Genomic DNA, 23,654 nt, shown 5'->3' with positions numbered 1-23,654 from the left:
CCAACGGCTCAAGGAGTACCCGTCATGAGCGACTTCCAACGACAACCGGCGTCCCCCTCGGCCTGGACGCCCGCGTCCGCCTCCGACGGCCAGGCCGTCTTCTCCCAGCGCGCCGACGTCGCGCGCGTGCTGCGCAACACGTACGCGCTGCTGTCGATGACGCTGCTGTTCAGCGGCGCCGTCGCGGCGGCGGCGGTGGCCTTCCGGCTGCCCGCGGCCGGCATGATCCTGACGCTGGTGGGCTACTTCGGTCTGCTGTTCGCGATCCACAAGACGCAGAACAGCGCCGCGTCCGTGCCGCTGGTGTTCGTGCTGACCGGCTTCATGGGCTACACGCTCGGCCCGATGCTGAGCGCGATCCTGAACCTGCCCGGCGGCGCGACCACGATCGCGATGGCCCTGGGCACCACCGGCGCCACCTTCCTGGTCCTGTCCGCCTACGTGCTGGCCACCAAGAAGGACTTCAGCTTCATGGGCGGCTTCCTGTTCGCCGGCATGATCATCGCGATCCTGGCGTCGCTGGCCAATCTGTTCTTCCAGATGCCGCTGCTGTCCATGGTGGTGTCGGGCGTGGTGGCGCTGCTGTCGGTGGGCATGATCCTGTTCCACACCAGCATGATCGTGAACGGCGGCGAGCGGAACTACGTGATGGCCACGGTCAGCCTGTTCGTCTCGCTGTTCAACCTGTTCACCAGCCTGCTGAGCATCTTCGGCTTCGCCGGCGGCAACAGCGACGACTGATCGCCCGGACCGAATCGATGAAAACTTTCCTGTGGTCCGTCGCCGGCCTGTTCGCGCTCCTGTGGAGCGGGCTGGCCTGGGCCGCGGCGTCCCTGGTGCGCTGGACGGTGGAGGCTCTTTCCACCGGCCAGGCCGTCGAACTGGGCAAGGCCGCGACCGAGTTCAAGTTCCCCGCCTGGGTCGAGCCCTTCCTGGACACCGGCCTGCTGACGATGCTGCAAGGCTTCGTCCAGTGGCTGCTGGAGATCGCCGGCAACGGCGCCCCGATGGCGGGCGCGGCGGTCGGCTGGCTGGTGCCGGTGGTCTGGATCGTGTGGGCGGTGGGGCTGACGGTGCTGCTGGGCATCGCCGTCGTGCTGCACTACCTGGTCAAGTCACTGCCTCGCACCGAAGCGCGCCTCGCCTGAACGGGCGCTTGTCTCGCCGTCCCTTGAGCCGGATTCAGCCGCCCACCGGCTGAACGGTGCCGTCGCCGTGAGGCGCGGCACCGAACTCCGGCAATTGCTCGACCGCGGTCGCGTAGGTGATCAGCGTCTGCAGCTGATCCGCCGGCGGCAGCAGCTCCGGCACCATCTGCCGAACGAATTCCCAGGCCACGCCGACGCTGATGCCCGCCAGGCCGATCGTGTCGCGCTCGGTCGACAGTGGCGCCCGCTGCAACTCCTTCTCCAGCTCGATCAACGCCGCGCCCAACTGTCCCGTCACGCGGGTCAGCCACGGTGCGTGCTGCTTGTCGTCCGGGCGCAATTGCTGCTCGTAGACGGCCTGCACGCTCTTGTCGCAGACGGCCATCGCCAGGCCGACGATGCGCAGCGCGCGCCGCAGGGCGGGGTCGCTCGGCGGCAGCAGCGGGCGGCCTGGCGACAGCGACTGCGCGTACTGCAGGATCAGCGTCGAATCCATCAGCACCATGCCGTCGTCGCAGACAAAGGTCGGTGCCTTGACGACCGGGTTGATGCGGCTGAACTCGTCGAAGGTCCGGAACACCGAGAGCGACCGATGCTCAAAGCGCAGGCCGAGCAGCAGCATCGCGATCGCGGTGCGGCGGACGTAGGGGGAGTCGAGCATGCCGATGAGCTGCATGGCGGATCCTCTGCGGTGAGCGGTGAAGGAGCGTCGAACGGCAAGGATACCGAGATCAAACCGGCGACACGCCGACGATGAATCGGTACAGGCAGCACTCGTCCCCGTGCAGCGTCCTCACCTCGCGGGCGATGTCGCCGACGGCGTGCGCGCGGATGACGCCGGGCCAGAATTGCGCGGCCGGTGTGTTGGCCATCAGGTGATAGACCTCCCAGCGGCCGGGGAAGCGGCTCAGCACCTCGCCCGCCGCGCGCGCCGCGAGGCCGTGACCGCGATAGCCGCGCGCCAGGAAGAAGTAGCCCATGTTGTGGTCCGCGTCGGTCGACTCGCACTCGTCATCCACGACCGCGAAGCCGGCCAGCTCGTCGCCGACCCAGATCAGGAACGGATGCACGCCCGGCTGTGCCCAGTACGGCGCCTTCGGTCGCAGCTGGTAGCGCCCTTCCGGCGCGAACGCGACCGGCGTCCACTCGCTCAGGTCGTAGTTGTAGAACTGCATCAGGTTCTCGATGCGCGGCAGATCGTCGGGCGCGGCGCGGACGAGCGTCAGCGTGGGGGTCTCGGGCAGGTTGTCCATCGTCGTTCTCTTCTTGTCTTGATCGATAGGGGATCACGGCGCCATGTCTCGCGGCGCCGCCCGGTCAATCGGCGGGGCGATGACCGGGAAGGGGACTGGGGAAATCGTCGTCGAACGGGTACTTCACGCCGGCCAGCGCGCGGATGCGGTCCATCCAGCCCAGCACCGCCAATGTCTCCGCGTGCGAGACCACCGGGCTCTCGATCTCACCGGCGCGCGTGCAGCGCATCGCCTCGCGGATCTCGTTCTCGAAGCCGTTGATCTCGAAAGGACGCTCGATCGTCTCGGGCGTGCCGCGGGCCGGCAGCAGTTGCGCGCGGGTGGCTTCCCAGAAGGTCTCGGGGAGGATGATCGCGCCGTGCTCGCCGACGATGTGCATCGCGTTGAGCGCGTAGCCGTCGATGCCACACACGAACTGCGACACCAGTCCATCGCCGAAGTCCAGCGTCACCGCCAGCCGCGCGTCCACGCCGGTCGGCGCCAGCTTCGCATGGACCTGCAGGTCCCGCAGCGGCGGCACCTCGCCCACCGCATGCTGCAGCACCCAGCGCGTGGCGGTCAGGTTGTAGATGCCTACGTCGAGCAGCGCGCCGCCCGCCAGCGCGGGGCTGAAGATGCGGCTGTCGGGGTCGTAGGGCGCGGGGAAGCAGAACGTCGACTGCATGCCGCGCAGCGCGCCGACGCGCCCCTCGCGCAACCAGGCGCCCAGGTCCTGGTACAGCGGCAGGAACCGCGTCCAGACCGCCTCCATCAGGAACACACGATGCGCGCGTGCGGCCTCCACCAGGCGCTGTCCCATCGCGAGATTCGGCACCAGCGACTTCTCGCATAGCACCGCCTTGCCGGCGCGCAGCGCGGCCAGGGCGAAGTCGAAATGCTGGCCGTGCGGCGTCGCGATGTACACGCCGTCGACGGCGGGGTCGCTCATGACCGCCGCGGGATCGGTGTGGGCCAGCACGGCGGCGTCGCCGGGCCGCGACCAGCGGTCGGCGAACTGCCGGGTGCGATGCGCGTCGCGGCCGCAGACCGCGTGCAGACGGCAGCCGTCGAGCCGGGCGACCGCGTCGGCGAAGCGATGCGCGATGCTGCCGGGCCCGATCAGGGCCCATTGGAAAGTGGAGTCGGACATGGGGACGCGGGAACGGGACAGGACGGCGAGCGCGACCAGTGGCGCGTGAAGCGTCGTCGATGCTAATCGCCAACGCGCGCGCTGGCGGCCTTGGCGGGTGGCCTCAGGGTTGACCCGGAGGCTCGTCCGGGCGGGGGCGGTCGGCGCCCATGCCGTTCGGAGTTCGCCGTCGCATCGGCTAACGTGGCGGCCTTGCAAAACACGAACGCCCGTCGAGGCGGACCGCATCCCATGAGGATTCCCTTCGTCCTGGCCGCCACCCTGGCCATCGCAGCACCGGTGCTGGCGCAGACCGTCGTCCCCGCCACGCCCCGCACCAATGTCGCCGTGCCCACCGACGCGACCCTGGACACGCCCAGCGCCGTCAACCTGCTGCTGACGCCGAGCACCTTGCCGCTGCAGTACCCGCCGTTCGACAAGATCCGCGATGCCGACATCGGTCCCGCGCTCGACCAGGGCATGGCCGAACAGCTGGCGGAAGTCGCTGTCATCGTCGACAACACCGCGGCGCCGACCTTCGACAACACCATCGTCGCGCTCGAACGCGGCGGCCGCACCCTGGCGCGTGCCAACACACTGCTGTCCAGCCTGACCGGCGCCGACGCCAACCCGGCCCGCCTCAAGCTGCAGGCCGATTACGCGACCCGGCTGGCCGCGCACCGCGACGCGATCGCGCTCAATCCGAAGCTGTTCGCGCGGGTCGAGGCGCTCTACAAGCAGCGCGCGACGCTGGGCCTGGGCGCGCAGGAGCAGCGCCTGGTCGAGCGCCACTACAACCAGCTGCTGCGCGCCGGCGCCAAGCTGGACGAGGCCGGCAAGGCACGCATGAAGGCGATCAACGGCGAGCTGGCGCAGCTCGGCGCGCGCTTCAACCAGAACGTGCTGGCTGAGGTGAACGAGTCCGCGGTGATCGTCGATCGCGCCGAGGATCTGGCCGGCCTGGGCGACGAGCAGATTTCCGCCGCCGCGTCCGCCGCCAAGGCCCGTGGCCTGGACGGCAAGTACCTCGTCGCGCTGCTGAACACGACTGGCCAGCCGGTGCTGTCGCAACTGGAGAACCGCGCGCTGCGTGAGCGCATCTACGAGGCGTCGGTGGCGCGCGGCTCGCGTGGCAATGCCTACGACAACACCGCGCTGGTGTCGCGCGTCGTCACGCTGCGCGCTGAACGCGCCCGGCTGCTGGGCTTCGCCACGCACGCCGACTTCGTCCTGAAGGACGAGACCGCGCAAGGCCAACAGGCCGTCAACGCGATGCTGCGCCAGCTCGCGCCGGCGGCGGTCGGCGCCGCGCGTCGCGAGGGCGGCGAGCTGCAGGCCATGATCGACCGCGAGCAGAAGGCCAAGGGGCAGCCGTCGTTCAAGCTGGCGGCCTGGGACTGGAGCTTCTACAGCGAGAAGGTCCGGGCCGCGAAGTACGGCTTCGACGAGTCGCAACTCAAGCCCTACCTCGAGATGAAGAACGTGCTGGAGAACGGCGTGTTCTACGCGGCCGGCCAGCTCTACGGCCTGAAGTTCAAGCAGCGCAACGACCTGCCGGTCTACCACCCGGACGTGCTGGTCTACGACGTGTTCAACGCGGACGGCTCGCCGCTGGCGATTTTCCTGGCCGACATGTACGCGCGCCCGTCCAAGCGCGGGGGGGCGTGGATGAACGCCTACGTCGACCAGAGCGGTCTGCTGAACCAGAAGCCGGTGGTCGCCAATCACCTCAACATTCCCAAGCCCGCGGACGGCAAGCCGACGCTGCTGACCTGGGACGAGGTGAACACGATGTTCCACGAGTTCGGCCATGCGCTGCACGGCATGTTCTCGAACGTGAAGTACCCGAGCATGGCCGGCACGCGGGTGCCGCGCGATTTCGTCGAGTACCCGTCGCAGGTCAATGAGATGTGGGCCGACTGGCCGAGCGTGCTGGCCAACTACGCCAGGCACTACAAGACCGGCGAGCCGATGCCGCGCGCGCTGCTCGACAAGGTGCTGGCGGCCAAGCAGTTCAACCAGGGCTTCGCCACGACCGAGTACCTGAGCGCCGCGATGCTGGATCAGCGCTGGCATCAGCTGCCGCTGGAGCAGATCCCCGCGGCCGACGGCGTGATGGCTTTCGAAGCCAAGGCGCTGCGCGAAGAGGGCTACGACTACGACCCGGTGCCGCCGCGTTACCGCACGCCTTACTTCAGCCACATCATGGGCGGCTATGCGGCGGGCTACTACGCGTACGTGTGGTCCGAGGTGCTGGATGCCAACACGGTGCAATGGTTCAAGGCCAACGGCGGGCTGAAGCGCGAATTGGGCGATGCCTTCCGCGCCAAGCTGCTGTCGCAAGGCGGCAGCCAGGACGCGCTGACGCTGTTCCGCGGCGTCGTCGGCCATGAGCCGCAGATCCAACCGCTGCTGGAGCGGCGCGGGCTGGTCATCGAGAAGTCTGAAAAGGCGAAGACGACAGCGACGAAGTGAGCCCGGAAGGGTTGCAGTTGTAGTTGGTCAAAGGACGTCCCTGTGGACGTCCTTTTTCGTTTTCGGGAGGAACTGGCTGGGCCAGACTGTCTGCCCTTTTGATTGCAATGGGCAGTACGAGATGGACGAAATCACGAAAGAATGGTTCGATGCTTCGACCGTGCGCGTCCACAGAACATCGGATTTGGCTGATTGGCACACGGATGAAGAACTGATCCGGCTATCAGGCGCTCCCAAGACGAGCAAGCTGCATGTGAGGCTGACCGACGATGGGAGGATTGAACTGGTGGTGACCAATCAGGATCTTCTTTGCGAGCCGATGGTCCGCTACATCAGCCAGGATGAGGGAGGGTATGTCTTCGAGATCCACAACGCCGGCTTCGTGTTGCGCCCTCAGTTTCGTCGCTTGGGTATCGGCGTCAGGAGCGTCGCCATGGAGTTGCATGAAGCCAGGCGTCTCGACTATTTCTCCAAGGCCACGGTCAATGCCGTTGGTGACTGGCACAACAAGGACGGATCGGAAGGTCTGAGCGGCTACTACGTCTGGGCGAGGATGGGGTTCAACGCACCATTGCCGCCGACAATGCGGGAGCACGTCAGGCTCCCGGCTCGGTGCAGACAATGTGCTGACATGGTGGAATTGCTCTCGACGGACCAAGGGCGGGATTTCTGGCTACGCTACGGCAGCACGATCGATCTGGAATTCTCGCTAAGAGAGCCTTCGACCAGTTGGGTCCAGTTCAAGCGCTACGCGCAGGAACGCAACATCAAGGTGACACCATGAATCCTCGCGACATCGCGAAGCGCCTGACAAGACCTATGTCGACGGAAGAGGCCACCCGGCTTGTTCTGGAAAGACAAGGCGCGCGTGAGGTGGCCGATATCGACCCCCAGATGGAAACCGAACTGCGCGAGATGAAAGAGCGGATTGAACTTGGCGAGCGGGCGCGGCAGACGAAAGGGAAGCCTTACTGAGCGCTGATCACTGCCCCGGTACCGCCCTGCTCCTTGATCAACCGCTGCATCAACCCGAAGAACCGATCGTAGAACTGCCCGGCCGGGATGGTTTCGGAGGCGACCTTCACGAGCGACTCCGACGTCGACGACAGCGGCACCGAGATCGATCCGATCGCGCTCACGCCCAGGCTGGTCGAGTTGGCGCTGCGCTTGACGTTGTAGCGGTCTTGCAGCGCCGAGACATAGGCCGTCGCGAGCTTGCCACTGCCGCCCTCGGGCACGCAGACGATGGTGAAGCTGATCTCGACGTGCACCTCGCCCTCGGGCTGGAAGCGTTTGCTGCCGGTGATCGAGTCCGGCGCCGCCGTGTTGATCACGTATCCCTGGCTCAGCAATGCACGCCTCGCGGCCTCGCAGGTCTCGTCGACGCTGGCGTCGAACAGCCGCGAGAAGGTCTCGTCCGACTGGAAACGTTCGTTCTGATAGACGGAGTTCTTGCGCGTGGCGCTCGCACCGTCGAAGGTGCCGCAGCCCGTCAACGCGACCGCGGCCGCGGCGCAGGCGAGGGTTTTCGCGGCGTGGCGGGAGAGCAGGCGGGCAGCGGGGGCAGGGCGTCGGATCATCGTCATCGGGCCGGTGGGCGGCCAGCGGCGGATTATCTCCGCCTCAACGGATGAGGCCCCGTCGTCACCGGTGCTGGGCGCACGCGGGAGCGTAAAGAAGCTTGCCGGCCCGTGTCAGGCCGGCGATGTCGAAGTTGACGTTGACGTTGACGCGCGCGTCACCGGCGCGTGCAGGGCAACGTCGATCAGTGACCGCGCTGCGCGGTCAGCAGCGTCTGCCATTCGCCGTCGAGGCAGGCCAGCAGCCGCCGCGCGCTGCCGGGGCAGCGGTGCCAGTGCTCCTGGGCGGCGGACAGCAGCGCCGGCCAGTAGGGCGCGTCGCCCTGGCAGCGGCTGCGCGGGATGACCAGCGCCAGATCCTTCTCGTCGGCATGGCCGGCCGTGTCCAGGAACTCCAGCCGCGCCCGCACGACGACCGTCAGCGGTGTCGACAACAGCAGCTCGGCGTTCACGCTGTGGGCGGGGCGGAAGTCGGGAAAAGCCGGCGGCGGCACGAAGGAGGCAGCCGGAGTGGAGGACATCATCGGGTTCATGTTCTGTTCGTCTCTATCTTGTTCGGGGGGAGCGGCCGGTCGAGGACCGGAGCCGCCGGGACGGGGTCTCCCAACGCGGGGCCGCCGTCTTGATCGCATGGCCGTCATCGTAGGGAGACGCGCCCGCCGAGCCTGTGAGGCCGGCCCGCGATCCGCTGTAGGACAAGGCCCCATTCCCGCGCCCGGCGTTGCATGGCCGCTTGTCCTACACAACATCGCGGATGCTGACTACAGGTCGCCATGTTCGGCATACGTAGAGTGACTTCAGCGCGCCAAAGGGGCGCCAAGGAGCCAAGAGATGGGTATCGCCGACCACAGTTCCCTCACCCTGTTCACCCGTGCCGCCGAGTGCGAGGTCCACTGGACCGCCGTCAGCGATCACGAGCCGGTACTGGGCCTGGAAGCGGCGTTGCCCTACCTGCTGGACCACGCCCCTGCGACGTTCGCCGAGCCGGCCCCTGCCGTCGTGTCGCCTCACCGCCACGCCGCGTGAGCCTGAGCCTGTCATCAATCCAAGGAGATCAACATGATGATTCGTGCCACCGTTCTCGCCCTGGCCACCGCTGTGGGCGCCCTCACCCTGCTGCCCGGTTGCGCCGTGACGCGCGGTCAATCCTCCGTCGGCGAATATGTCGACGACGCCGCCGTGACCACGGCGGTGAAGTCCAAGTTCGTCGAGGCCAAGACGGTCGACGCGTCCTCGATCCACGTCGAGACGCTGCAGGGCGAGGTGATGCTGTCCGGCTTCGCCAAGAACGCCACCGAGAAGGCTGACGCCGAGCGCCTGGCCCGCGAGGTCAAGGGCGTGAAGCGCGTCAAGAACGAGATCGCCATCCGCAGCTGACGCGGACCGACCCCTCGCCCGGAGGCGGCTCGTCCGCCCACCCGGGCGTCGGCGCGAACGTCTGGCGTGCCTCGCGCATGTCGGCGGTTCGCGCGCCGTTGTTTCCGATGTCCACCATGGACGCGACCATGGATGCCCAGCCCGCCGCCAGCGCCGCCCTGACCTGCTTTCTTGTCGAGGACAACGCCGTCATCCGGGAGAACCTGGTGGCGACGCTCGAGGAGATGGTCGACCTGCGCGTGCTCGGTCATGCGGTCGACGAGAACGGCGCTTTGCGTTGGTTGTCGCAGGACCATCCCGGTTGCGACCTGCTGATCATCGACATCTTCCTGGCACAGGGCACGGGCCTGAACGTGCTGCGGGCCGCCGGCGAGCAATTGCCCGGCGCGCAGCGCGTGGTGCTGAGCAACTATGCGACGCCGGACATGCGCCAGCGCTGCCTCGCGCTCGGCGCCCACAAGGTGTTCGACAAGTCGGCGGAGCTGGAGGACCTGCTCGCCTACTGCAGCGGATTGGCCGATGCGGCTACTCGATCAGCCCGTTCTTGAGGGCGTAATACGTCAGCTCGCTGTTGGTGCTGAGCGCCAGTTTCTCCAGCACCCGCGACCGGTAGGTGCTGACGGTCTTGACGCTCAGCGACATGCCGTCGGCGATGTGGCCGACGGTCTCGCCGCGCGCCAGGCGCAGGAAGACCTGCAGCTCGCGCTCGGACAGGGTGTCGTGCGGGGCCTGGTCGGGGGAGGCGCCCAGGCCTTCGGCCAGCAGCTCGGCGACGGCCGGCGTGATGTACTTGCGGCCCCGGAACACGGTGCGGATCGCGGTGGCGATTTCCTCGGGGTCGCATTCCTTGTTGAGGTAGCCGCTGGCGCCCTGGCGCAGCAGCGTCGTGGCGTAATGGGTCTCGGGGAAGCCGCTGAGAATCAACACCGGCAGTTCGGGCTTGCGGGCCTTGATGGCGGCCAGCGTCTCGACACCGCTCTGGTCCGGCAGGGACAGGTCCATCAGCATCACGTCGAGCTCGCCGGCGCGGACCAGGTCCAGCGCCTCGCGACCGGACCCCGCCTCGCCGGTGACGCGCAGGTCGACCTGCTCGGACAGGAATTGCCGCAATCCGGTGCGGACAATGGCGTGGTCATCAACGATGGCGATTCGGATCATGGTGGCGATGTTCAAGTGAGCGTATCGCTCGAGGGAGTGTAGAGGATGAGTCTGAAGGACACCGTCACGAATCTGGGCCGCAAGACCTGGGCCTTGCCGCTGGGCGTGTTCGTGGCTCTGCTCATGATCCTGATCAGCGAGCTGGCCTACTTCGGCGCCGTTTCGCAGATGGACCGCCTGGACACGCTGGGCCGCGCCCGCATGGAGCTGCTGCGGTTGATGGCCCGGGTGACCGACGCGGAGTCAGGGCAACGGGGATACCTGATCACCGGCCGGCCGGAGTATCTCGATCCCTATCGCTTCGCCGCCGAGGACGCGTCCCAGGGCCTGAGCGCCCTGCAGCGCATGTACGCCCAGGTCGGCGCCCGGGACGCCCAGCGGCGCAGCGACGAGATCGCCGCCGCCGTCGGCGCCAAGCTCAGCGAGCTGCAGGAGGTGCTGAAGCTCTATCAGAGCGGCCGCGCCGATGCCGGTCGCGAGCTCATGATGACCGACATCGGCCGCGACCAGATGGAGCAGATCCGCCGCCGGTCCGCCGAGTTGCTGGCCGACGAGAACCGCCGCATCGCGCTGGGCACCGGCCAGGTCTACGACACGCTGATGCTCAGCCGCATCGGCGTGACCGGCATGTCGCTGCTGAGCCTGATCGTGTTCGTGCTGTTCGTGCGCAAGAGCCGCGCGCTCGACGACCAGCGCGCCGCGCAGCAGGCGGAGGTCCGCGCCGAGCGCGACCGGCTGGAGGTTGAAGTCCGGCGTCGCACGGCGGAGCTGACCCAGCTCGCCCGCCACCTGCAGACCGCCCGCGAGGACGAGCGCGCCCGTCTCGCCCGCGACCTGCACGACGAACTGGGCGCGCTGCTGACCGCCGCCAAGCTGGACGTCGCCCGCATGCGTCCGAAGCTGCAGGTCGAGGCGCCGGACCTGATGCAGCGGCTCAATCACCTGACCGAGACGCTCAACAGCGGCATCGCGCTCAAGCGCCGCATCATCGAGGACCTGCGTCCGTCGACGCTGGACCAGCTCGGCCTGGTGCCGGCGCTGGAGATCCTGTGCCGCGAGACCTCCGAGCGGCTCGGTGTGCCAGTCGCCATGTCGCTCGACGCCGACGTGCAGTTGCCGCCCAGCGCGCAGCTCACCGCGTTCCGGCTGGTGCAGGAGGCGCTGACCAACATGGCCAAGTACGCCCACGCGACGCAGGCGACGGTCTCGCTCAAGCGCGAGTACGCGCAGGCGCTGATCACCGTCACCGACAACGGCCAGGGCTTCGATCCGGAGCGCCTGGCGCTGGGCTCCCACGGGCTGCTGGGCATGCGCTTCCGCGTCGAGGCCGAGCGCGGGCAGTTGCGCCTGCACAGCGCCCCCGGCCAGGGCACCGAGGTGCTCGCCTGGCTGCCGCTCAAGCGCGACGAGTCGGAGATCCCCCGCATCGATTTCCCCATCGGCGGGGCGTCGCCGTCGATCGATCTCAACGCCGGGGCCTCCACGGACGCCCATCCGAACCCGGGTTCGAAAGGCGATTCGGGCCCCGCGCCCGTCGGCGGCGGTCTGTAGGCCCGCTCCTACGCCCGGCCGGGACGCCGGGCGACCGGCGCTTCCGGCGCCTGCCGACCCGCCGCGGCGGGTCGAGTGTCTAGAGTGAACTCCATGGATCCGCGGTTGACCGCGGAGATCCAGCCACCCCGCGATACGTCGCGGAACGCTGCGAAACCCGCGCGATCGTCGTCGACGCTTCGTGCATCCGATCAAGGAGCCCCTCATGAAGCACACCACCCGTTCCCACAGCCTCGCCCTGCTGCTGCCCGCCGTGGTCGCGGCCGTCGCCCTGGCCGCCTGCGGCCGCGAGGACGACAGCCGGACCGCCGGCCAGCGCCTGGACGACGGCATCGCCAAGATGGAGCAGAAGTCCGAGGCCGCCAAGCAGGACACCCGCCAGGCCATGGACAACGTGGGCAACAAGATGGAACGCACCGCCGACAAGGTGGGCACCGCCGTCGACGATGCCCAGATCACGACGTCCATCAAGACCGCGCTGGCGGGCGATCCGAAGCTGAGCGCGCTGGACGTCAAGGTCGAGACCGAACACGGCCACGTGACGCTGGACGGCACGGCGCCCGACTTGGCCGCGCGCGACCGGGCCGGCTCGATGGCGCTGGCCGCCAAGGGCGTCCAGTCCGTCAACAACCGCATCAAGGTGAACGGCTGACCCTCCTCTGCGGCCGTTTCACCGGGGCCCCGGGCCGCGTCCGACAACGCGGTGCCGGGGCTTTCTCATGTGGAGTCGCGCCGGTGTTCCTGCCGCCGTTCTTGTCGTATTCGTGTCGATTCGTGAAGTTGCTTCACGGCCTTGTCATCGCGCCTGCATAGCGTGCCGCCGTGTCCCCACGTGGTCCGAGCCCAGGGCCCGAACGGGATCCTCCGAGACAAGAAAGCCCCTTCATGAAGCCCATGTCCGCTCCTCGCCTGAACCTGTCCCTGCTGGCCCTGGCCGCCGTCGCCGCGCTGAGCGCCTGCGGCGGCGATGACGACACGCCCGGCAAGGCGACCGTGCAGTCGCGCCTGGTCGACGCGCCGGTGGAGGGCGTTTCCTACGCCGCCAAGCCATCCGGCCAGAGCGGCAAGACCGGCGCCAACGGCGCGTTCTCCTGCACCGCGGACGACACGGTGACCTTCACCGTCGGCGGCGTGGCCGTCGGCACCGCCAAGTGCGTCGAGACCATCGCCGTGGCCGACCTGGCCGGCACCACCGCGCTGACCGACGCCGCGCTGCAGAACCGGCTGGTGTTCCTGCAGGCGCTGGACGAGGACGACGACCCCACCAACGGCATCAAGATCCCGGCCACCGTCCATGACGCGCTGGCCGGCAAGACGCTGGACTTCACCGCCGCCGCCGCGGCCTTCGACACGGCCTTCGCCGCGCTGCTGCCCGCCGGCCAGAACGACGCTTACGGCCAGCCCTACACCGCCCGCGCGATGAGCGACAGGCGCCGCGCCGCCGCCGTCGAGCATTACGAATCGACGATGGCCACGCTGCTCGGCAAGGCCGACACCAGCACGTCGACGCAGGACACCGCCGGCGGCGCCGTCGCGATCACCAAGTTCCAGATCCAGGCGGCCGACAGCCAGTACGTGCCTTACGAGGGCGGCAACGCCGACGCGAAGAAGGACTTCCCGAAGGGCTTCTACCCGGCCGTCGGCTCGGGCCTGGTCTACAAGGGCAAGAACGCCGACGGCGCGCTGGAGTTCTGGGGCATCACCGACCGCGGCCCCAACGGCGACAGCCCGAACGCGCCGCGTCCGGACAACGGCGCCATCGTCACGACCAAGATGTTCCCGGCGCCGGGCTTCGCGCCGTCCATCGGCGTGATCACGCTGGGCAAGGCGGGCGCGACGATCTCCAGCCTCAACCCGCTGAAGAATCCCGACGGCTCCAAGGTCAGCGGACGCCCGCTGCCGTTCGGCGCTGTCGGCAGCAGCGCGGAGGTGCCGTTGGCCGACACGATGAAGTACGACGCGACCAAGGGCGGCTTCGACGCCAATGGCCTGGACACCGAGACGCTGGTCTACGACGCCGCCAACAAGGTCTTCTGGACCTCCGACGAGTACGGCCCGTTCATCGTCAAGATCGACGCGACCACCTTCCAGATCCTCAAGCGCTACGCCCCCGGCACCACGGCCGGCAGCCTGCCCGAGGTGCTGAAGAACCGCCGCGCCAACCGCGGCATGGAAGGCCTGGCGCTGGACACCGGCAGCGGCAAGTTGCACGGCTTCCTGCAGAGCCCCATCGATCCGGTCGACACCGCCGGCAAGAGCATCGAAGTCGTCGACACCAGCGACATGGACCAGGACGGCAAGAACAACGACAAGGTGAAGGTGCGCGACTTCGCCCAGTTCGCCCGCTGGATCGAGTTCGACCCCAAGACCGAGACCTCGCGGCTCTACGCCTATCCGCTCAGCTACCCGCTCGCCGCCAAGGGCGGGAAGTGGGACCGCAACCGCACCGGCAGCGCCAAGCTGGGCGACCTGGTGTCGCTGGGCAACGGCAAGTTCATCGTCATCGAGCAGGGCGCCGATTCGAACGGCGCGGTGCGCAACTTCCTGATGCTGGTCGAGATCCCCGCCAACGCGACAGAGATCACCAACCTCGGCATCGAGCTCGAGAAGAACAGCATCGACGGCGTGACCGTGTCGGCGACGAGCTGGGCCAACGTCGTCAAGCTGAAGAAGACGGTGCTGCTGGACCTGAACGCCGCCGGCTGGAAGGCCGAGAAGGCCGAAGGTCTGGCGGTCGTCGACAACCAGACGCTGGCGCTCATCAACGACAACGACTTCGGTCTCAAGACCACGCTGGTCGATGCCAAGGGCAAGCCGATGGCGGGCGACCCGACCGAGTGCACGGTGGACGTCAATGGCGTCATCGTGAACGACGGAACGTGCACCGCTGGCGCGGTGGGATCGCGGGTGACGCGTGGCAACGAGGTCGATCGCCTCACGCGCCTGTGGATCTTCAAGTTCCCGAAGGCGCTCAGCACTTTCAGCGCGCAGTGATCGGCGCGGCCGGGGAATTGCTCCGGCGGGATGCTCACTGACAAGCGCGCGGGCCTGGCGGCTCGCGCGCTTTTCTTTGGTTCCCTGGAGGTCCCCGCATGACACACATCGCTTCCCATTCGATCTTCTACATCCCCACACCGGTATCGGCGCCGACGCACGACGCCGACGACGAGCGGATCTACGACTCCATCGACGACGAGCAGCCGGGGTATGCCCATCTGGATCGGGGCCGTGCAACGGCCAAGCCCCTGCATTACGACGGAGTGCCGCACGATGAGGCGACCGACCGGGGCGCGTCAAAGGCCGCCGAGCGCAAGGTCGGTCACTCCGATTACGAGGAGATCGGGCCTCGGCGGACGTCCGTCTTCGATCCCCACACCCATCCACCGGGCAAGCCGCCCCGCACCTTCGCCTACGCGCGGGAGTCCGACGCCGCGCGGATGAACGCTCGCCCGCCAACTCCCCCCAAACCTCAGAAAGCGGAGGTGGCCCCGGAGCGCATCTACTTCGAACTGGAGCCCCAGGTGCCCGAGAAGCGCATGCCGCCGGTCCCGCCCTTCCGTGAGCGAGCGGGCAGGCCCCAAGCGTCCAACGATTCGCAGACCGCCAGGCATGTCGACGCCCGGCAATTGCCGGCGTCCATCGCCGAGGCCGCCGCGGCCATGGCGCGTAGCCGTACACCTACTTGACCTCGATCAAGGGCGGCCGCCCGCGTGCCGCCCATGGTTGCGGCCCGGGCGCGCGCCAGACATGGCCGTGGGGCTAGCATCGAGCCATCCCGACTGATGGAGCGACCATGTACGCCAAGATCCTGGTTCCTGTCGACGGCAGCCCGACCTCCAACGCCGGACTGGCGGAGGCGATCCGGCTGGCCAAGCTCAGCGGCGGCGAGATCCAGCTGCTGCACGCGCTGGACCTGCAGGCCTTCGCGATGATGTCCAGCGCTGGCCTGGGCATCACGCCTGACAACTTCGAGCAGATCCGCGGCGCTGGCAGGAAGGTGCTGGACGACGCCGCCGCGCAAGTCACCGCCGCCGGCATCGCGGTGACGACGCAGCTCAGCGAAAGCCTGGCCTCCCGCGTCAGCGACCTGGTCACCGAGGCGTGCCGGGCCTGGGGCGGCGAGGTGATCGTGCTCGGCACGCACGGGCGCCGCGGGTTCTCGCGCGCGCTGCTGGGCAGCGATGCCGAGCTGATCGTCCGATACGCCGAGGTTCCGGTGCTGCTGGTCCGCGGGCCGAAGGTCGACTGAGCGGCCGGAGCACGCAGGTCGATGCCTGTGACGCGCGGCGCTCGCTCCACCGAGCGGCGTTGATCGGGAAGCCTGATCCCCCTGTCCGCTGGGTACCGCACTGAGAGACACGCGGCCAATGTCGGCCGCGTGTCTCTTTGTGATGAGGAACCACGCATGACCATCGGCAGCATCCCCCATTACCCGGCGCCGGACGGGTCCGTCTACACGGCGGTCCAGAAGCCTGGCCAGGACGAGCAGTACCACCATCTTCACGACAAGGCCGAATCGAGGGGCTCGGCCATCTACGGCCTCGCTTCCGCGAGCGGCGGACCCCCTCCCAAGTCGGCGTCTCCCTATGAGGACGTCAACGGCCAGACAGCGTCGACGGGGCGCGGCGACTACGAGCCTGTCGACTTCCCAGCGCGGCCGGTCAGCGCTCATGCCCAACAGGACAAGGCCGTCGCGGACTTTGAGGTATCGCCGGTGGTGCAGGCCTGGGTCAATCCGAACGACGGCAGGCGCGGCGTGCATCTGGAGCAGTTCACCAAGGATCTGATCAAGACCTTCTGCACGGCGTATCCCGCCGGCCCCGCCAGGATCCTGGCCCCGGCCTTCAGCTACGGGGCCGGCAAGGCATGCCATCTGGCGGCAGGGCTCGCGAACGGCACGCGGCATCGCGACATGTTCCGATCCCTGAGCGCCGACGCCGCCGAGGCGAACCGCACATCGGGTGTCGACAAAGCGGCCGCGCAGATGTCGGTGCTGAACCAGGCGCTCAAGAACGCCTTCGTCGATCTGCCCGAGGCGATGCAGGCCAAATGGCTCAAACGCGCGACGACCAAGAACGTCGCGGAGTGCAGCGCCAAGCTGCGCCTGGACGAGTACGGGATGAGCAATCCTGGCTACGCGACCTTGTCCGCGCTGCTGAGCGTCGCGAACGAGGTCCGACGCCAGTCGCTCCCGTCCTGAGCTGCACCCCTGCCCGCTCCGCCTCCTCGACTCTCCGAGAAGGGCGCGGGGAAAAGAGGGCACACCGTTGTTGAACGAAAAGGCGCTGGCCAGTCCCGCCCGTCCGGTTTGAGGATGGGCGGGTAGACGGGTCTTCCCGAGGTATCGTCCGGCACCCTGCGGTGCGCGGCGACTGGCGGAGAATGCCGGGCAACAAGAACTCAACGCCGTCGAGCATGATCCGTCACCTCCTCGCCCGCACCGCTGCGGCCGCGCTTGTCGCGGCCGTTTCCATGAGCGCCGCTTCCGTGGCCTGCGCACAAGCCGTCGTACCCACCACCGGCGCTGGTCCGACCTCCGGGGCCGCGCCGGAGCAGCCGCTGGATCGCCTGCCCTACACGCCCAGCCTGGACACGGCCGCGATGGATCGCTCGGTCGACCCCTGCGAGGACCTGTACCAATACGCCTGCGGCGGCTGGATGGCCGCCAATCCGATCCCGTCGGACCAGGCGCGCTGGTCGGTCTACGCCAAGATGGCCAACGAGAACCAGCGCTACCTGTGGGGCATCCTGGACAAGCTGTCCGCGGCCGATGCCTCGCGCAGCGCCAACCAGGCGCGCATGGGCGACTACTTCGCCGCCTGCATGGACGAGTCCGCCGCCAATCGCCACGCGCTCGCGCCGCTGCGGCCGCTGCTCTCGCGCATCGAGGCGCTCAAGGATCGGCGCGAGCTGCCCGCGCTGCTGGCGGCGCTGCACCTGGCGACCAACAACGAGCGCGTGTTCTTCCACTTCACCGCGGGCCAGGACATGGCGGACTCGACGCGGGTGATCGCCTTCGCCCATGGCGGCGGCCTGAGCCTGCCGGACCGGGAGTACTACTTCAAGACCGACGCGAAATCCCGCACCCTGCGCGACCAGTTCATCGCGCACGTGGCGCGCAGCTTCGAGCTGCTGGGCGACACGCCGGAAGCGGCGAGCGCGCAGGCCAGGCAGGTGATGGCGATGGAGACCGCGCTGGCGCGCGCGTCGCTGAGCCGTGTCGACAAGCGCGATCCATACAAGGGCTTCCACCCGATGACGGCGGCCCGCCTGCAGGCGCTGACGCCGGGCTTCGACTGGGCCGCCTACCAGCGTGCGCTGGGCCTGGATCCGGTGAAGTCCTACAACGTCACCGAGCCGGCCTTCTTCAAGGCCTTCGCGAAGGAGATCGGCCGCAAGGACCTCGCGCAGGTGCGCCACTACCTGCGCTGGCAATTGCTCGGCAGCCAGGCGGCGACCCTGTCGGCCGATGCCGTGCAAGCGGACTTCGACTTCTTCGGCCGGACGCTGCAGGGCGTGCCGCAGTTGAAGGCGCGCTGGAAGCGGTGCGTCGAGCTGGTCGACGCCCAGATGGGCGAGGCACTGGGTCAGGAGTTCGTGTCGCGCAACTTCAGCCCCGAATTGAAGGCCAGGACGCTGACGATGACCCAGCAGATCGAGGACGCGATGGCGGCGCGCATTCAATCCCTGACCTGGATGAGCGACACCACCCGGCAGCGCGCCACCGAGAAGCTGCATGCGATCGTCAACAAGGTCGGATATCCGGATCGCTGGCGCGACTACGGCGCGCTTTCGGTCGCTCGTGACGACTTCGCGGGCAATGTCATGCGCGGCAACGCATTCGAACTTCAGCGTCAGCTCGCCAAGATCGGCAAGCCGCTGGACCGCGGCGAATGGGGCATGACGCCGCAGACCGTCAACGCGTATTACGACGCGCAGATGAACGACATCAACTTCCCGGCCGGCGTGCTGCAGCCGCCGCTGTTCGATCCGAAGCTGGACGATGCGCCCAACTACGGCAACACCGGCGGCACGATCGGCCACGAGTTGATCCATGGCTTCGATGACGAGGGCCGTCAGTTCGATGCTCGCGGCAACCTGCGTGACTGGTGGACAAAGAAGGACGGCAAGGCGTTCGAGAAGCGCGCCGCGTGCGTGGCCGATCAATACGGCAAGTACGTCGTCGTCGACGACCTGCGCATCAACAGCAAGCTGACGCTGGGCGAGGACCTGGCCGATCTGGGCGGCCTCGTGCTGGCCTACGCGGCGTGGAAGGCGCAGGTGGCGGACCTGTCGCCACAATCGCGCGACGGGCTGACGCCCGAGCAGCGATTCTTCGTCGGCTTCGCGCAATGGGATTGCAGCCATGCCCGTCCCGAATACGCGCGCGTCCATGCGCTGACCGACCCGCATTCACCGGGTCGTTACCGCATCAACGGCGTCGCGATCAACATGCCGGAGTTCGAGCAGGCCTTCCGTTGCAAGCCGGGCCAAAAAATGGTCAAACCGGACGCGGAGCGCTGCAAGGTGTGGTGAGCGGCGACGGTCCTCCAGAGGAGGGCCGGGCGCGGGAACGTGGCGCGGGCCATGTCCAACTGACAGCGAGGCCGGGACGTCGACAGGCGCACCGGCCTTGTCTCATTTCATTGGATGGAGCCCTATGCCGCGTCTCTACAAAGCACCCTCATTCGCGCCCGCCGTTTCCCAGGCGCCTGAACAAGAAACATCGGACCAGAGCAGCGTTCGCGCCGAGACATCGCAGGGTGCCTGCGAGCCCGAACCCTATCGAGAGGGAGAACGCAAGCTGAACTACATCGAGGTGCAGGTCGCCCAAGGAAGAGGCTCGCACTTGAGACCGCGCCTTGTCGTGACGGGTGAGCCGACTGCGACAAAAGAGTCGGTCGACTACATGACGGTGGATTTCGCCAAGACCGCCTTGTTCCGCGGGACAAGCGTGCTGCGGGCGGCATTGGAGCCGGCAATTCTCGACTTCGTGAATTCCAACCCGGCCAATCCCGGTGGCCTCGGCCAGACCGGGTCCTTCCGCGACAGGGACGAGGCAATTCGTGGTCTGGCGGCGGCATTGAGTGGAGATACGTTTCGCAAGGCGGCCCGGACGTTGTACGACGCGTTCGCGCAGAAACCGACGACCGTCCAGTGCGAGAAGTTCGTGGCCGACGTGGTACGCGACGTTTTCAAGCGCCTCGACCCAGCCCAGAAAGCACGTCTTGCCGAGCTCACGGAGGACTTCGAAAGTCTGCAGAGGATCGTTCGGTCCGAGCGCATCGGCAATCTCGCGGGGCTGACGCGGCTGACCGTTCTAATGGGCCTGCGGGACTTGAGCGCCGCCGAGGTCAATCTGCGGCAAGCCATGAAGGACATGGGGGAGGTCGCCCACGCAGCGGTCCTGATGTTCCCGAGCCGACGCCCCGCGGGGCTTGGCAAGATATTCAAGTCGAACGACAGCTATGGCGCGGGCGCGGCCGTTCGCGAACTGTTGCGGCGACTCCACTGGCCGTCCTTCACGAGTTCCGCGACGCGGCTGACTCAATCGCTGTCCCTGCTCGGCGCTGATTCGAGAAGTGTGCAGTCCATGCTGCGTGACGACGTCGAAAGCGCCTTCAGGGGCCTGACATCGCAAGGCCAGGCGCTTTTCAAGAAGCACGCGGCGAAGCCGTACTTGAAGCAGGCGCTTCTGAATGAAGCCGCGAGGCGCGACAACTCGGGGGCATCCACCGTGCGGCACATGCTCCTGGAAGCGATCGTCCGCACGGCCAGCAACGCATCTCACGCCTGAATGCGCGGCGGCGGGGCCGCCGCATCTGGCGATCAATGGGGGATCAGCAGATCCTCGGCCGTCTTGCCGTTGGCCAGTGCGTCCTTGAACCACGTCGGGCGCTTGCCGACGCCGGTCCACGTGCGGCCCGTGCCGTCGTGGTACTTCGGAGCGCCGGCGCCGCGCGGCGCCTTGGCGGCGCGTTTGCCGGCGGACTTCGTCGCGCTTTTCATCGACGCGCGGCCACCACGCGCGGCCTTGACGCCGTCGCCGCCGAACAGCTCCTCCGCGGTCAGGCCGTAATGATCGATCGCCTCGCGGATTCGGGCCACGACACCCGAGATCTCTTTGCTGCGCAAGGCATCGGCTTCCTTTTGCAGCTTCTCGATCTGCGTCAGGACTTGTTTCAGGGATTTGGCCATCAAGCCGGCTCCAGTGGGGTTGGACATGGGCATTCGCCTCTGCGTCTCGGGATCTCCCGGACGCGACTGTAGCGCGTCGCGATTCACACGTGACAACTACCGGGCGATTGGGAACGAGGGTGCTATAGCGCCCCATTGCCCAAAGTCATTGGACGGCGCCATTGCGTTCAAGGGTCGCGCGAAGTTCAACCGATTTCAGCCCTGTTTGACGGCGGACAAGGAGCACGCGATTCGTCGCCTTGGCGCGTGCCCGTCGCGATGGCATGTCCTTAGAGTGACCGGCTCCCCGCCACCCCTGCCCCCAAAGGAGGCCGACCTCATGGAGAGCGCCAAATCCCTTGTCCCGCGCGATTCACCCGACGGTGTGATCGCGCCTTTACCCGGCGCGCCGAGCCGTCGCGCGATGGAGGACCTCGCCATCGCGCTGGGCGCGCCGATGCCCACGCAGTTGCCCCTCAACACGCCGACCTACATCCGATTGCGAGAGACGATTCGCGGCGAGATCGCCGCGGGCATCTTTCGACCTGGGCAACACCTGACCCTCGCGGAGCTGGCGTTGCGCTATGACACCAGCCATTCGCCGGTTCGCGAGGCGCTGCTGCAGCTGCTGTGCCAAGGGGTCGTCGACATGCCACCGAACAAGGGCGCGACGGTGATCGAGGTCGGCGCGAGTTACCTGAAACATTTCTTTGCAGTCCGAGGGGCGCTGCAGTCGATGCTGGCGACGCGCGCTTGCCAGCTGTGCGACAAACCCCGGCTCGCCACTCTGCGCGATCGGCTGAGCGCGCTCAGGCAGGTGGCGGCAGGTCAGGACGCCGCCGCGCTGCACGACGCGGATGCGGCATTCCATGAAGAGCTGAATCAACTCGGACAGAACCCGCACGCGATCGACATCCTGCGACCGCGCTCGGATCTGGTGACCGCCTTTCGCCGCTCACGCCGGTTGACGATGCCGGCCGAGCCGCACATCTGGGCGACGACCGCCGCCGACCTCGTGCGGGCGATCGAGCGTCGCGACGCGTCGACGGCCGCGCGTTGCGTGCAATCGCACATGAAGCACCTTGAACGGGCGCTGACAGATTTGCTGGCCGCGCCGCGTATTCGGGATCCGATGGACGATGCGGAAATGACACACGAGTCCTCCCTACCTCAGGGTCAAGTTGACCAATACCAGTCGGTCAACGCGCAATAGACATGAGCTTCTGGCGGTCGCGGACGGGGTGACGCAAGCATTCATTGCGCTTGAGCAAGAACGTCGGGTCTGACCTGGATGGACCAGCCTTCTTGCGGGGGTGTCTGTATAGAGTGAACGAATCATTCACCGGACGGGATCCAGCGATGGTTCGACCTCTTTACCCGATCAATGCGCCGACCTATCTGCGTCTGCGAGACCAGATCCGTGCCGACATAGAAGGCGGCTGCTGGCGTCTCGGTCAGCACCTGACGCTCAATGAGCTGAGCGCGCATTACAGCGTCAGCAACGTGCCGGTGCGCGAGGCCTTGCTGCAACTGCAGGGCGACGGCATGGTCGACATGCGGATGAATCGTGGCGCGGTCGTGCTGGACGTCAACGAGCGATTCATCGACGAGTACTTCGACATCCGCGAGGCGCTCCAGTCGATGCTGATGACGCGGGCCTGCCAGCGGCGCGGCGGTGGCGTGTTGATGCAGGCGAAGGTGCTGCTCGGCCGGGTCGACGAGGCGATGCGGGAAGGCAAGGTGCGGCAACTGCTGGAGGCGGACCATGCGCTTCAGGACGCCATCGGCCACATGGGCGACAACGAGCCCGCGATGGCGATGCTCGCCTCGCGCAGCCGCCTGCTCGAAGCCTTCCGGCGCGCGCGGCTCGATCTGCTGACGGCGGATCTGATGCAGTTGCCGGTCCAGGGACTGGCCATGTTGCTGGCGATCGAGCATGGGGACCCGGGTTCGGGTTGCGAAGCCGTGCGTCGACATGTGGCGGCGATGCGCGCCTACATGAAGAAGCTGCTGAAGATCCCCGAGGGCCGGTCTCGCGCCGACGCCAGCCTGGTCAATGTGCCCACCTTCACGCGGGCGCGGGAGAGCACCGCCGCCATGCCCGAAGCGTCGAGTACCGAGCCGGCATCCCCTGCGGTCGCTTCGCCCGGACCACCGACGGTGCTGCCGCTATCACTGCCGCCCGGGCGGCGTCTCGATCCCGAGGGCGACGGGTCCAACGACAACAGGTCCACGGATGACGGGCTCCACCCACCCAAGCGTTGAGTCTTGATACAGCGCATGTCGGCGAGTGCCGCCCTCGGACGGCTTGCCGAGCACCACGCATCGCTGGCAATGGCGGCCGGTCTTCTTCACAGCGGCAACGAGCTGGCCTTCAGACAGCGCAGCACGAAGCTGGACTTGCTGTGTCTCACGCCGGGAATCTTGTAGAGCTTCTCGCGCAGCAGGCGCTCATAGTCACGGGTGTCGCGGACGGAGAGGCGAAGCACGTAGTCGTAGTCGCCGGAGACGAGGTAGGCATCAATGACTTCGGGGATGGCCTGCAAGTGCCGTGCGAATTCCGCCATCGCGGCATCGGTGTGCTTGTTGAGCGTGAGCTGCACGATCAACTGCTCGGGCCGGCCGACCTTCTCGGCGTTGACCTTGACCGTGTAGCCCTCGATGACGCCGGAATCCTCCAGCCGCTTGATCCGCGTCCAGCACGGGGAGGTGGTCAGGCCGATCTCGTCGCTGATCTCCTGCAGGCTGGCCCGCGCGTTGCGTTGCAGCGCCCGCAAGATGGCGACGTCGAACTTGTCGAGCTTGATTTGCTGATCCATGCCGATAT

The 23,654-nt window shown here is 67.5% G+C and carries 26 protein-coding genes; 18 read left to right on the top strand and 8 right to left on the bottom strand.

Annotated elements, in window-relative coordinates; translation table 11 throughout:
* The first annotated feature begins 24 nt into the window (after positions 1–24).
* Both CDN99_RS17400 and CDN99_RS17395 read left to right on the top strand, forming a co-directional pair.
* Positions 25–741: a Bax inhibitor-1/YccA family protein gene (locus CDN99_RS17400; RefSeq protein WP_088386134.1), complete on the top strand. Its 717-nt coding sequence runs from the start codon at positions 25–27 to the stop codon at positions 739–741.
* 17 nt (positions 742–758) lie between these two features.
* Positions 759–1,148 carry a hypothetical protein gene (locus tag CDN99_RS17395; RefSeq protein ID WP_088386133.1) on the top strand — a complete coding sequence of 130 codons (390 nt, stop codon included), beginning with the start codon at positions 759–761 and terminating at the stop codon, positions 1,146–1,148.
* Positions 1,149–1,182: 34 nt separating this feature from the next.
* Here the strand turns inward: CDN99_RS17395 and CDN99_RS17390 are convergent, their stop codons facing one another.
* The 3 genes from CDN99_RS17390 to CDN99_RS17380 all read right to left on the bottom strand — a co-directional run bounded on the left by CDN99_RS17390 (position 1,183) and on the right by CDN99_RS17380 (position 3,530).
* Positions 1,183–1,824: a glutathione S-transferase family protein gene (locus CDN99_RS17390; protein ID WP_088386132.1), complete on the bottom strand. Its 642-nt coding sequence runs from the start codon at positions 1,822–1,824 to the stop codon at positions 1,183–1,185.
* Positions 1,825–1,879: 55 nt separating this feature from the next.
* Positions 1,880–2,401 carry a GNAT family N-acetyltransferase gene (locus tag CDN99_RS17385; protein ID WP_088386131.1) on the bottom strand — a complete coding sequence of 174 codons (522 nt, stop codon included), beginning with the start codon at positions 2,399–2,401 and terminating at the stop codon, positions 1,880–1,882.
* Between the two features lie 64 nt (positions 2,402–2,465).
* A complete protein-coding gene (locus CDN99_RS17380; RefSeq protein WP_158218870.1) occupies positions 2,466–3,530 on the bottom strand; it encodes a Gfo/Idh/MocA family protein in 1,065 nt (354 codons plus the stop codon).
* 231 nt (positions 3,531–3,761) lie between these two features.
* Between CDN99_RS17380 and CDN99_RS17375 the strand changes: the two genes are divergently transcribed.
* The 3 genes from CDN99_RS17375 to CDN99_RS28305 all read left to right on the top strand — a co-directional run bounded on the left by CDN99_RS17375 (position 3,762) and on the right by CDN99_RS28305 (position 6,959).
* Complete coding sequence (locus CDN99_RS17375) at positions 3,762–5,984, top strand: M3 family metallopeptidase (RefSeq protein ID WP_088386129.1); 2,223 nt, start codon at positions 3,762–3,764, stop codon at positions 5,982–5,984.
* Positions 5,985–6,105: 121 nt separating this feature from the next.
* Positions 6,106–6,768 carry a hypothetical protein gene (locus tag CDN99_RS17370; protein ID WP_088386128.1) on the top strand — a complete coding sequence of 221 codons (663 nt, stop codon included), beginning with the start codon at positions 6,106–6,108 and terminating at the stop codon, positions 6,766–6,768.
* Positions 6,765–6,959, top strand: coding sequence for a hypothetical protein (locus CDN99_RS28305; RefSeq protein ID WP_141100846.1), 195 nt, complete (start codon positions 6,765–6,767; stop codon positions 6,957–6,959). Before CDN99_RS17370 ends, CDN99_RS28305 begins: the two co-directional genes overlap by 4 nt.
* Here the strand turns inward: CDN99_RS28305 and CDN99_RS17365 are convergent.
* Together CDN99_RS17365 and CDN99_RS17360 are read right to left on the bottom strand one after the other, a co-directional pair.
* Positions 6,953–7,564, bottom strand: coding sequence for a DUF2242 domain-containing protein (locus tag CDN99_RS17365; RefSeq protein WP_088386167.1), 612 nt, complete (start codon positions 7,562–7,564; stop codon positions 6,953–6,955). The genes CDN99_RS28305 and CDN99_RS17365 overlap by 7 nt on opposite strands.
* Positions 7,565–7,749: 185 nt before the next feature.
* Positions 7,750–8,097 carry a hypothetical protein gene (locus tag CDN99_RS17360; protein ID WP_088386127.1) on the bottom strand — a complete coding sequence of 116 codons (348 nt, stop codon included), beginning with the start codon at positions 8,095–8,097 and terminating at the stop codon, positions 7,750–7,752.
* A 298-nt stretch (positions 8,098–8,395) separates the two neighbouring features.
* Here CDN99_RS17360 and CDN99_RS17355 point away from each other — a divergent pair, with 298 nt between their 5' ends.
* The 3 genes from CDN99_RS17355 (at position 8,396) to CDN99_RS17345 (ending at position 9,489) form a co-directional block, all read left to right on the top strand.
* On the top strand, positions 8,396–8,590 hold the full coding sequence (locus tag CDN99_RS17355) for a hypothetical protein (protein WP_088386126.1): 195 nt from the start codon (positions 8,396–8,398) through the stop codon (positions 8,588–8,590).
* Between the two features lie 36 nt (positions 8,591–8,626).
* The gene (locus CDN99_RS17350; RefSeq protein ID WP_238139572.1) at positions 8,627–8,941 is read left to right on the top strand and encodes a BON domain-containing protein; all 315 of its coding nucleotides are present in this window, start codon (positions 8,627–8,629) and stop codon (positions 8,939–8,941) included.
* Positions 8,942–9,057: 116 nt separating this feature from the next.
* Positions 9,058–9,489, top strand: coding sequence for a response regulator transcription factor (locus CDN99_RS17345; protein WP_238139565.1), 432 nt, complete (start codon positions 9,058–9,060; stop codon positions 9,487–9,489).
* Here the strand turns inward: CDN99_RS17345 and CDN99_RS17340 are convergent.
* The gene (locus CDN99_RS17340) at positions 9,467–10,099 is read right to left on the bottom strand and encodes a response regulator (RefSeq protein WP_088386165.1); all 633 of its coding nucleotides are present in this window, start codon (positions 10,097–10,099) and stop codon (positions 9,467–9,469) included. The genes CDN99_RS17345 and CDN99_RS17340 overlap by 23 nt on opposite strands.
* Before the next feature lie 45 nt (positions 10,100–10,144).
* Here CDN99_RS17340 and CDN99_RS17335 point away from each other — a divergent pair, with 45 nt between their 5' ends.
* From CDN99_RS17335 to CDN99_RS17300, 8 genes are all read left to right on the top strand, one after another.
* Positions 10,145–11,650 (top strand): CHASE3 domain-containing protein, encoded by a 1,506-nt coding sequence (locus tag CDN99_RS17335; protein WP_088386124.1) that lies wholly within the window; start codon positions 10,145–10,147, stop codon positions 11,648–11,650.
* Between the two features lie 205 nt (positions 11,651–11,855).
* Positions 11,856–12,302: a BON domain-containing protein gene (locus tag CDN99_RS17330; protein WP_088386123.1), complete on the top strand. Its 447-nt coding sequence runs from the start codon at positions 11,856–11,858 to the stop codon at positions 12,300–12,302.
* 233 nt (positions 12,303–12,535) lie between these two features.
* Positions 12,536–14,644, top strand: coding sequence for an esterase-like activity of phytase family protein (locus CDN99_RS17325; RefSeq protein ID WP_238139564.1), 2,109 nt, complete (start codon positions 12,536–12,538; stop codon positions 14,642–14,644).
* 98 nt (positions 14,645–14,742) lie between these two features.
* Positions 14,743–15,336 carry a hypothetical protein gene (locus tag CDN99_RS17320; protein ID WP_088386122.1) on the top strand — a complete coding sequence of 198 codons (594 nt, stop codon included), beginning with the start codon at positions 14,743–14,745 and terminating at the stop codon, positions 15,334–15,336.
* Positions 15,337–15,443: 107 nt separating this feature from the next.
* The gene (locus tag CDN99_RS17315) at positions 15,444–15,899 is read left to right on the top strand and encodes a universal stress protein (protein ID WP_088386121.1); all 456 of its coding nucleotides are present in this window, start codon (positions 15,444–15,446) and stop codon (positions 15,897–15,899) included.
* Between the two features lie 156 nt (positions 15,900–16,055).
* Positions 16,056–16,850: a hypothetical protein gene (locus tag CDN99_RS17310; protein WP_088386120.1), complete on the top strand. Its 795-nt coding sequence runs from the start codon at positions 16,056–16,058 to the stop codon at positions 16,848–16,850.
* 272 nt (positions 16,851–17,122) lie between these two features.
* Positions 17,123–19,186, top strand: a complete 2,064-nt coding sequence (locus tag CDN99_RS17305; protein WP_088386163.1) for a M13 family metallopeptidase — start codon at positions 17,123–17,125, stop codon at positions 19,184–19,186.
* A 124-nt stretch (positions 19,187–19,310) separates the two neighbouring features.
* On the top strand, positions 19,311–20,447 hold the full coding sequence (locus CDN99_RS17300) for a hypothetical protein (RefSeq protein ID WP_141100845.1): 1,137 nt from the start codon (positions 19,311–19,313) through the stop codon (positions 20,445–20,447).
* A gap of 32 nt (positions 20,448–20,479) precedes the next feature.
* Here CDN99_RS17300 and CDN99_RS17295 read toward each other — a convergent pair whose 3' ends face one another.
* Positions 20,480–20,848: an H-NS histone family protein gene (locus tag CDN99_RS17295; protein WP_088386118.1), complete on the bottom strand. Its 369-nt coding sequence runs from the start codon at positions 20,846–20,848 to the stop codon at positions 20,480–20,482.
* Positions 20,849–21,167: 319 nt separating this feature from the next.
* Here CDN99_RS17295 and CDN99_RS17290 point away from each other — a divergent pair, with 319 nt between their 5' ends.
* Both CDN99_RS17290 and CDN99_RS17285 read left to right on the top strand, forming a co-directional pair.
* A complete protein-coding gene (locus CDN99_RS17290; protein ID WP_158218869.1) occupies positions 21,168–22,040 on the top strand; it encodes a GntR family transcriptional regulator in 873 nt (290 codons plus the stop codon).
* Positions 22,041–22,186: 146 nt separating this feature from the next.
* The gene (locus tag CDN99_RS17285; protein WP_088386116.1) at positions 22,187–23,092 is read left to right on the top strand and encodes a GntR family transcriptional regulator; all 906 of its coding nucleotides are present in this window, start codon (positions 22,187–22,189) and stop codon (positions 23,090–23,092) included.
* 86 nt (positions 23,093–23,178) lie between these two features.
* On the opposite strand, the gene CDN99_RS17280 is transcribed toward CDN99_RS17285, so the two are convergent.
* On the bottom strand, positions 23,179–23,634 hold the full coding sequence (locus tag CDN99_RS17280) for an Lrp/AsnC family transcriptional regulator (RefSeq protein ID WP_088386162.1): 456 nt from the start codon (positions 23,632–23,634) through the stop codon (positions 23,179–23,181).
* Positions 23,635–23,654: the final 20 nt, after the last annotated feature.

It is taken from the genome of Roseateles aquatilis (genome assembly GCF_002205645.1).
In the GTDB taxonomy this organism is placed as follows: domain Bacteria; phylum Pseudomonadota; class Gammaproteobacteria; order Burkholderiales; family Burkholderiaceae_C; genus Roseateles; species Roseateles aquatilis.
Note: the sequence above shows the minus strand (reverse complement) of the source record. Positions and strands in the feature narration are given on the sequence as shown.

Bases quoted from the DNA above. Each gene is read 5' to 3' on its own strand.
- CDN99_RS17400 (WP_088386134.1), top strand. From the start codon at position 25: ATGAGCGACTTCCAACGACAACCGGCGTCCCCCTCGGCCTGGACGCCC.
- CDN99_RS17395 (WP_088386133.1), top strand. From the start codon at position 759: ATGAAAACTTTCCTGTGGTCCGTCGCCGGCCTGTTCGCGCTCCTGTGG.
- CDN99_RS17390 (WP_088386132.1), bottom strand. From the start codon at position 1,824: ATGCAGCTCATCGGCATGCTCGACTCCCCCTACGTCCGCCGCACCGCG.
- CDN99_RS17385 (WP_088386131.1), bottom strand. From the start codon at position 2,401: ATGGACAACCTGCCCGAGACCCCCACGCTGACGCTCGTCCGCGCCGCG.
- CDN99_RS17380 (WP_158218870.1), bottom strand. From the start codon at position 3,530: ATGTCCGACTCCACTTTCCAATGGGCCCTGATCGGGCCCGGCAGCATC.
- CDN99_RS17375 (WP_088386129.1), top strand. From the start codon at position 3,762: ATGAGGATTCCCTTCGTCCTGGCCGCCACCCTGGCCATCGCAGCACCG.
- CDN99_RS17370 (WP_088386128.1), top strand. From the start codon at position 6,106: ATGGACGAAATCACGAAAGAATGGTTCGATGCTTCGACCGTGCGCGTC.
- CDN99_RS28305 (WP_141100846.1), top strand. From the start codon at position 6,765: ATGAATCCTCGCGACATCGCGAAGCGCCTGACAAGACCTATGTCGACG.
- CDN99_RS17365 (WP_088386167.1), bottom strand. From the start codon at position 7,564: ATGATCCGACGCCCTGCCCCCGCTGCCCGCCTGCTCTCCCGCCACGCC.
- CDN99_RS17360 (WP_088386127.1), bottom strand. From the start codon at position 8,097: ATGAACCCGATGATGTCCTCCACTCCGGCTGCCTCCTTCGTGCCGCCG.
- CDN99_RS17355 (WP_088386126.1), top strand. From the start codon at position 8,396: ATGGGTATCGCCGACCACAGTTCCCTCACCCTGTTCACCCGTGCCGCC.
- CDN99_RS17350 (WP_238139572.1), top strand. From the start codon at position 8,627: ATGATTCGTGCCACCGTTCTCGCCCTGGCCACCGCTGTGGGCGCCCTC.
- CDN99_RS17345 (WP_238139565.1), top strand. From the start codon at position 9,058: ATGGACGCGACCATGGATGCCCAGCCCGCCGCCAGCGCCGCCCTGACC.
- CDN99_RS17340 (WP_088386165.1), bottom strand. From the start codon at position 10,099: ATGATCCGAATCGCCATCGTTGATGACCACGCCATTGTCCGCACCGGA.
- CDN99_RS17335 (WP_088386124.1), top strand. From the start codon at position 10,145: ATGAGTCTGAAGGACACCGTCACGAATCTGGGCCGCAAGACCTGGGCC.
- CDN99_RS17330 (WP_088386123.1), top strand. From the start codon at position 11,856: ATGAAGCACACCACCCGTTCCCACAGCCTCGCCCTGCTGCTGCCCGCC.
- CDN99_RS17325 (WP_238139564.1), top strand. From the start codon at position 12,536: ATGAAGCCCATGTCCGCTCCTCGCCTGAACCTGTCCCTGCTGGCCCTG.
- CDN99_RS17320 (WP_088386122.1), top strand. From the start codon at position 14,743: ATGACACACATCGCTTCCCATTCGATCTTCTACATCCCCACACCGGTA.
- CDN99_RS17315 (WP_088386121.1), top strand. From the start codon at position 15,444: ATGTACGCCAAGATCCTGGTTCCTGTCGACGGCAGCCCGACCTCCAAC.
- CDN99_RS17310 (WP_088386120.1), top strand. From the start codon at position 16,056: ATGACCATCGGCAGCATCCCCCATTACCCGGCGCCGGACGGGTCCGTC.
- CDN99_RS17305 (WP_088386163.1), top strand. From the start codon at position 17,123: ATGAGCGCCGCTTCCGTGGCCTGCGCACAAGCCGTCGTACCCACCACC.
- CDN99_RS17300 (WP_141100845.1), top strand. From the start codon at position 19,311: ATGCCGCGTCTCTACAAAGCACCCTCATTCGCGCCCGCCGTTTCCCAG.
- CDN99_RS17295 (WP_088386118.1), bottom strand. From the start codon at position 20,848: ATGGCCAAATCCCTGAAACAAGTCCTGACGCAGATCGAGAAGCTGCAA.
- CDN99_RS17290 (WP_158218869.1), top strand. From the start codon at position 21,168: ATGGAGAGCGCCAAATCCCTTGTCCCGCGCGATTCACCCGACGGTGTG.
- CDN99_RS17285 (WP_088386116.1), top strand. From the start codon at position 22,187: ATGGTTCGACCTCTTTACCCGATCAATGCGCCGACCTATCTGCGTCTG.